The organism is Mesorhizobium sp., assembly GCF_005063415.1.
Taxonomy (GTDB): domain Bacteria; phylum Pseudomonadota; class Alphaproteobacteria; order Rhizobiales; family Rhizobiaceae; genus Mesorhizobium.
In genome coordinates, this window is sequence record NZ_SUEG01000224.1 from 1 (window position 1) to 5,834 (window position 5,834).

The following is a 5,834-nucleotide window of genomic DNA, read 5'->3' on the forward strand; positions in this document are numbered from 1 at the left end:
GGTGGAACCGTTGCCGGACGCAGATTTCCATTGCGCGGTCAGGTCTGGCCCGAGCCGCTCGCTCGTACCAGGATCGTCGGGAAACAAGTTTTCCAGCGACGTATCGAGCTTTTCCGAGATCGCCTCGGCGCTCCACGCCGTCTCCGCTTCGAACCAGTCGCCGTCGGCAGCCGGTTCCGGTGCCGCGTCGCCCTTCTGCGCCTGGTCGCTGGCGGCGTCCTCCTGCGGTTCGGCGCGTTCCAGCAGGGGATTGCGTTCGATCTCGTCGTCGATGAAGCGTTCCAGCTCGAGGTGGGTGAACTGCAGCAGGCGGATCGACTGCATCAGCTGCGGCGTCATCACCAGCGACTGCGACTGTCGTAGCTGTAGTTTTGCCGCCAACGCCATGGTTCGGTTTCAAACGCTCCGTCTACGCACCCGCACTGCTGGAAGGAATTTTCCAGGCCAGCATAGAAACTGGCCCGGCTTTTGCTTGTCAAGGCGAGGAGCGGTAAAACTCGCCTGCCGGCGCGTTTTCAGGCAGAAAATTGAAGAAAAAGCTGCTGGACTACGCCGGAAATCCCGCTCGAACCGGAATTTCGCACTTAGAGCGTAAATCCCTCGCCGAGATAAAGCCGCCGCACATCGGCATTTGCCACCACTTCGTCGGCTCGGCCATGGGTCAGCACCTGGCCGGCATGGATGATGTAGGCGCGGTCGATCAGGCCAAGCGTCTCGCGCACATTATGGTCGGTGATCAGCACGCCGATGCCACGTGCCGTCAAGTGGCGCACGAGCTGCTGGATGTCGGCGACGGCGATCGGATCGATGCCGGCGAAAGGTTCGTCGAGCAGCATGTAGGCGGGGCGGGTTGCCAACGCACGGGCAATTTCGAGGCGTCGCCGCTCACCGCCGGAGAGCGACAGCGACGGAGCCTTGCGCAGATGGCTGATATGGAATTCCTCGAGCAATTCGTCGAGCAGGCGCTCACGCTCCTTGCGGCTCTTTTCGACCACTTCGAGCACGGCCCGGATGTTTTGCTCGACATTCAGGCCGCGAAAAATCGACGCTTCCTGCGGCAGATAGCCGATGCCGAGACGAGCGCGGCGATACATCGGCATCGACGTGACGTCGAAACCGTCGATTTCGATCGTGCCTTCATCGACCGGCACCAGGCCGGTCACCATGTAGAAACAGGTCGTCTTGCCGGCGCCGTTGGGGCCGAGCAGCCCAACCGCCTCGCCGGCGCGCACGCCCAGCGTCACGCCGCTGACGACTTTGCGGCCCTTGTAGCTTTTGGTCAGCCCTTTGGCGATCAAGGTTCCCTTGAACTTTGCCGCTTCGACGGTGACCCTGGCCGGTGCCGCAAGTTTGCTGGCGGCGCGCCCTGGAAGACGCGCCAGCAGCGACGATATGCCGGTCATCAGGGTTTCGCTGCTCCGGACTTCGCCGGCGGCGTGATCGACATCATGACGCGGCCGCCGCAAGCGTCGACCTGGGCAAGGCCGCTCTTCATCTGCACGGTAAGCTTGCAGCCGACAAGCACGTTGTCGCCTTGCGAGAGCACGACCTTGCTGCCCGAAAGCACCAGCACTTCGGTCTTCATGTCGAAGGTGCCGCGGTCGCCAGTGGCAACCTGATTGTCCGATTTGATGTAGACCTTATCGTCGACCTCGAGATGGTCGATGTTGGCGGATCCGGTCATTGCCGCGGCACCTGCGGGCTGGGCGCCTTTGGCGGCGCCTGCATCCCTGACGTAATAGACCGTCATTTTGCCGGCCTTGAGCACGGTTGGACCCTGGACGACGTTGACGTTGCCGGTGAAGACGGCGACGCTTTCCGCCTGGCGCACCTCGAGCTTGTCGCTTTCGATCTGGATAGGCTTGTCGCCCGACAGCCTGAGGCCGGACATTTGGCTGGTGGCACTGGATTGCGCCAGCGACGGCGCCGTCCCGAAGGTCAGCCCCAAGGGCAACCCAAGCGTCAACGCCGAAATCGCGGCGAGGCGCCGTGCCGAACTACTGAACCGCATTGGTCTCTCCGCTCTTTGCCTCTGCCGCCTTCAAACTGGCGGGATCGATGTCGACGCGCACCTTGTTCTCGAAAACCAGGACCTTGCCATTGTCCTGGACCGACATCGAATCCGCCCTGATCCGCGACCCGCCGCGGCTGACATCGACGGGCTCGCTTGTCTTCATAGTGCCTTCGCCCATGTCGAGATAGACTGATTTGAATTTTGCCACCACACCATCCGTGGTCGACACGGTCACGTCGCTGGTCAGGCTGAGCGTGTTGCCGTCGCGATCGTAGGTGCCGTGCGTGGCATCGATGGCGGCCGTGTTGTCGGCCGCAATCGGCAGCTTGGCCTTGATGCCTTCCAGATCGATGATGCCCTGTTTGCTGACATCCTGTATGGCGCGCAGGGCTGTCATCGAATAGGGCAGGTTCTGCTTGGTGAAGCCGTTGAGCTTGGGGTTGGCCATCACCAGCTTGCCATCGGCAAAGGCGCCGCCGTCGGCCTGCACCTCGATTGCAGCGGGAGCCATGAGATAGGAATAGACCGGAAACGCGACTGCGATCACAGCAGCGACCAGCGGCACGGCCAGCTTGAGGATCCGGACCCGGCGCGAATGACGCTGCGCAATGTCAAACGCGTTGACCCGCGCCCGGCCTGCGGCCTTGGGAGCCAACTCCGTCTCGGTGTTGGTCGGTTCGATTGGTCCCGCTAACATGACTGCTTCTTCTAAACCCCTGCCCGCCAGGCCGCCCTATAGGTGGGGTGCCGGCGCCCTCAAGCAAGCACAAGCCGAGGAAAACCGCAAAAATGTGACAGCCGCCCCTGTACAATGAAAATGGCCCCAGCGCAGCCTGTACCTCATACCAGATATGGGCGCACAGTGTTAGAGCCTGTGGAACGTGACAGGTTGAGGCTTGCCGCGAATACCTAAGACGCCTTTGGCGCAAGGCCGTCAGGAAACGGTAGCCGGGCGCGAATGGTTGCTTTAAAAGCATCTGCTCCCACCGACTACGAGGCTGACCATGGCATTGAGAGCCGACGACCTGATCGACCGCCGCCGCTTGCGCCGCAAGCTGACATTCTGGCGTGTTGCGGCGATTATTGTCGCCGCAGCCGGGCTGATCGCCTTTTCGGCGTGGATCTATGGTGACGACTTCACCGGCGCGGCTGTCGACCACATCGCCAAGGTCAAGATCGAAGGCACCATCACCGAAGACGAAGAACTGATCAAGCGGCTGGAGGCCATCCGTCAGTCGCCGCGCGTCAAGGCTGTGATCCTGTCGATCGATTCACCCGGGGGCACCACCGTCGGTGGCGAGTCGATCTACGAGGCAGTGCGCAAGCTCGCCGCCGACAAGCCGGTGGTGGCCGAGGTCGGCACGCTCGCGGCTTCGGCGGGCTACATGATCGCCACTGCGGCCGACCATATTGTCGCACGCAAATCCTCGATCGTCGGGTCGATCGGCGTGCTGATCCAGTACCCGGACGTCAGCGGCCTCATGGACAAGCTCGGCGTCAAGCTGGAGGAGGTGAAATCCTCGCCCTTGAAGGCCTCGCCTTCTCCCTTCAAGCCGACCAATGACGATGAGCGCGCCATGGTCCGCAAGCTCATCCTCGACAGCTACGACTGGTTCGTCGGCATCGTCGCCGAGCGCCGCAACATGACCAAGCCGGAGGCGCTGGCGCTCGCAGACGGGTCGATCTTCACCGGCCGGCAGGCGGTCACCAACAAATTGATCGACGCGGTCGGCGGCGAGGCCGAAGCGATCGACTGGCTTGCAGGCAAGGGTGTCGATGCCAAGCTCAAGGTGGTGGAATGGAAGGACACGGAAAAACGTGGTGGTTTTCTGTTCTCCAAGGCGATGGCGCAGACCGTCGGCGCTGCGCTTGGCCTGCCCGGCCATGGCGGCGACGTCCTTCACGAAATCGGAGTGGACCGCTTGTTTCTTGACGGTCTCGTTTCCGTCTGGCACCCTTGAGGAACCGCTTGGGACGAGTGAAAAAGCAAATAAAATCATTCTGATAATTTCGGCGGCACTGCTTTCACGGGGAGCCTTTTCATGATCAAATCCGAACTTGTGCAGATCATCGCCACGCGCAATCCGCATCTTTTCCTGCGCGACGTCGAAAACATTGTCAGCGCCATCTTCGATGAAATCACCGACGCGCTTGCCGAGGGCAACCGGGTCGAGTTGCGCGGCTTCGGCGCGTTTTCGGTGAAAAACCGCCCTGCCCGCACCGGCCGCAACCCGCGCACCGGCGAATCCGTAGAGGTCGAGGAGAAATGGGTACCGTTCTTCAAGACCGGCAAGGAATTGCGTGAAAGGCTGAACGGAGGCAAATAGGCGCGGCACCCGCCACCGCTCCTGCCTTTTCTTCCGAACGGAAAAACATGTTCAATCGCTTTCTCCTCATCGTGGTTTTCGTGCCGCTGGCCGTCATCCTGATTGCGTTGGCCGTCGCCAACCGCGAACCGGTCGCCTTCACGCTCGATCCGTTCAATCCCGGCAATCCGGCGCTGACACTGACCGTGCCGCTCTTCATTTTCCTGTTCCTGGCGCTGGCCATCGGCATGATCGTCGGCAGCCTGGCGACCTGGATCAAGCAGGGCCGCTACCGCAAGCTGGCGCGCCAGCGCGGCGCCGAGGCCGAGAACCTGCGCCAGGCGGTCAGCCGCGCGCCCACCGCGTCGCAGGGCCAGGCCTTGCCGAAGCCGACGAACTGAGCCACGGCTCGGGCCTGAAGCGCAGCTGGCCTATTTCTCCACGGAGCCTTTCATGCTGACCATTTCCGCCGCCGAGGTCGACCGCGCGCTGACCTTTTCCGGGCTGGTCGAGACGTTGCGCGCCGCTTTTCGCGACGGCGCCGTGCAGCCGGTCAGGCACCATCACACGGTCGAGCGGCCTGATAGCGCCGCCTCGACGCTGCTTTTGATGCCGGCCTGGACCGACTTCAAGGCAGCCGGCACCTCGGCCGACGGCCATATCGGCGTCAAGATCGTCACCGTGTCGCCCGACAACAATGCCGTCGGCAAGCCCGCGGTGATGGGGCTTTACCTCTTGCTCGACGGCGCCACCGGCGAGCCTCAGGCCTTGATCGATGGCCAGAGGCTGACACAGTGGCGCACGGCCTGTGCCTCGGCGCTGGCCGCCTCCTATCTCGCCCGCGAGGACGCATCGCGACTGCTGGTAGTGGGCGCCGGCGCGCTGTCGCCATTCCTTGCAAAGGCGCATTCGGCGGTGCGTCCGATCAAGAACATCCGCATCTGGAACCGCACGCCGGCCAATGCCGAAAAGGTCGCGGCAAAATTGCGTGCCGAGGGTTTTGCTGCCGAAGCAGCAGGCGATCTCGACGCCGAACTCGGCCAGGCCGACATCGTAACGTCGGCGACCATCACCACCACGCCACTGATCAAGGGCGCACTCTTGAAGCCCGGAACCCATGTCGATCTGGTCGGCGGCTTCACGCCGGCGATGCGCGAAAGCGACGACGACGCGATTGCACGCGCCGGCGTCTATGTCGACACCCGCGCCGGCGCCACCAAGGAAGCAGGCGATATCGTCCAGCCGCTGGCCTCCGGCGTGTTGAAGCCGGAAGCCATCGTCGCCGACCTCTACGAACTGGCACGCGGTCAGAAAAAAGGCCGGCAGAACGACGACGAGATCACGCTGTTCAAGTCGGTCGGCGCAGCCCTCGAGGACCTCGCCGCCGGCATTGCCGTGTATCGGGCAAGCGTAGGGGAGTAGGGGAGTAGGGGAGTAGGAAACCGTACTGATCGTGCGGCGCCGCGCCAGCTATATTTCCTGTCACGTACTCCCTTACTGCCTTACTGCCCTAT

At 62.7% G+C, this 5,834-nt stretch carries 7 protein-coding genes and 1 pseudogene; 4 read left to right on the forward strand and 4 right to left on the reverse strand.

Features of this window, described 5'->3' with window-relative positions; all coding sequences use genetic code 11:
- The 4 genes and pseudogenes from E5W70_RS30350 to lptC form a co-directional block, all read right to left on the reverse strand.
- Positions 1–387, reverse strand: a pseudogene (locus tag E5W70_RS30350) (RNA polymerase sigma-54 factor); the annotation flags it as partial.
- 197 nt (positions 388–584) lie between these two features.
- On the reverse strand, positions 585–1,403 hold the full coding sequence (lptB, locus tag E5W70_RS30355; protein WP_292664962.1) for an LPS export ABC transporter ATP-binding protein: 819 nt from the start codon (positions 1,401–1,403) through the stop codon (positions 585–587).
- Positions 1,403–2,011 carry an LptA/OstA family protein gene (locus E5W70_RS30360; protein WP_292664963.1) on the reverse strand — a complete coding sequence of 203 codons (609 nt, stop codon included), beginning with the start codon at positions 2,009–2,011 and terminating at the stop codon, positions 1,403–1,405. Before E5W70_RS30360 ends, lptB begins: the two co-directional genes overlap by 1 nt.
- Entirely contained in the window at positions 1,998–2,711 is a 714-nt protein-coding gene (lptC, locus tag E5W70_RS30365) for an LPS export ABC transporter periplasmic protein LptC (RefSeq protein ID WP_292664964.1), read from the reverse strand. The genes E5W70_RS30360 and lptC overlap by 14 nt, the downstream gene beginning before the upstream one ends.
- Positions 2,712–3,018: 307 nt before the next feature.
- On the opposite strand from lptC, the gene sppA reads away from it, so the two are divergent.
- From sppA to E5W70_RS30385, 4 genes are all read left to right on the forward strand, one after another.
- Positions 3,019–3,975 (forward strand): signal peptide peptidase SppA, encoded by a 957-nt coding sequence (sppA, locus tag E5W70_RS30370; RefSeq protein WP_292664965.1) that lies wholly within the window; start codon positions 3,019–3,021, stop codon positions 3,973–3,975.
- Between the two features lie 81 nt (positions 3,976–4,056).
- Entirely contained in the window at positions 4,057–4,341 is a 285-nt protein-coding gene (locus E5W70_RS30375; RefSeq protein WP_023675261.1) for an integration host factor subunit beta, read from the forward strand.
- 47 nt (positions 4,342–4,388) lie between these two features.
- Complete coding sequence (locus E5W70_RS30380) at positions 4,389–4,721, forward strand: DUF1049 domain-containing protein (RefSeq protein ID WP_292664966.1); 333 nt, start codon at positions 4,389–4,391, stop codon at positions 4,719–4,721.
- 52 nt (positions 4,722–4,773) lie between these two features.
- On the forward strand, positions 4,774–5,742 hold the full coding sequence (locus tag E5W70_RS30385) for an ornithine cyclodeaminase family protein (protein ID WP_292664967.1): 969 nt from the start codon (positions 4,774–4,776) through the stop codon (positions 5,740–5,742).
- Positions 5,743–5,834: the final 92 nt, after the last annotated feature.

What these genes read in the sequence shown, in the direction of transcription:
- lptB (WP_292664962.1), bottom strand. Translation starts at nt 1,403, where the DNA reads ATGACCGGCATATCGTCGCTGCTGGCGCGTCTTCCAGGGCGCGCCGCC.
- E5W70_RS30360 (WP_292664963.1), bottom strand. Translation starts at nt 2,011, where the DNA reads ATGCGGTTCAGTAGTTCGGCACGGCGCCTCGCCGCGATTTCGGCGTTG.
- lptC (WP_292664964.1), bottom strand. Translation starts at nt 2,711, where the DNA reads ATGTTAGCGGGACCAATCGAACCGACCAACACCGAGACGGAGTTGGCT.
- sppA (WP_292664965.1), top strand. Translation starts at nt 3,019, where the DNA reads ATGGCATTGAGAGCCGACGACCTGATCGACCGCCGCCGCTTGCGCCGC.
- E5W70_RS30375 (WP_023675261.1), top strand. Translation starts at nt 4,057, where the DNA reads ATGATCAAATCCGAACTTGTGCAGATCATCGCCACGCGCAATCCGCAT.
- E5W70_RS30380 (WP_292664966.1), top strand. Translation starts at nt 4,389, where the DNA reads ATGTTCAATCGCTTTCTCCTCATCGTGGTTTTCGTGCCGCTGGCCGTC.
- E5W70_RS30385 (WP_292664967.1), top strand. Translation starts at nt 4,774, where the DNA reads ATGCTGACCATTTCCGCCGCCGAGGTCGACCGCGCGCTGACCTTTTCC.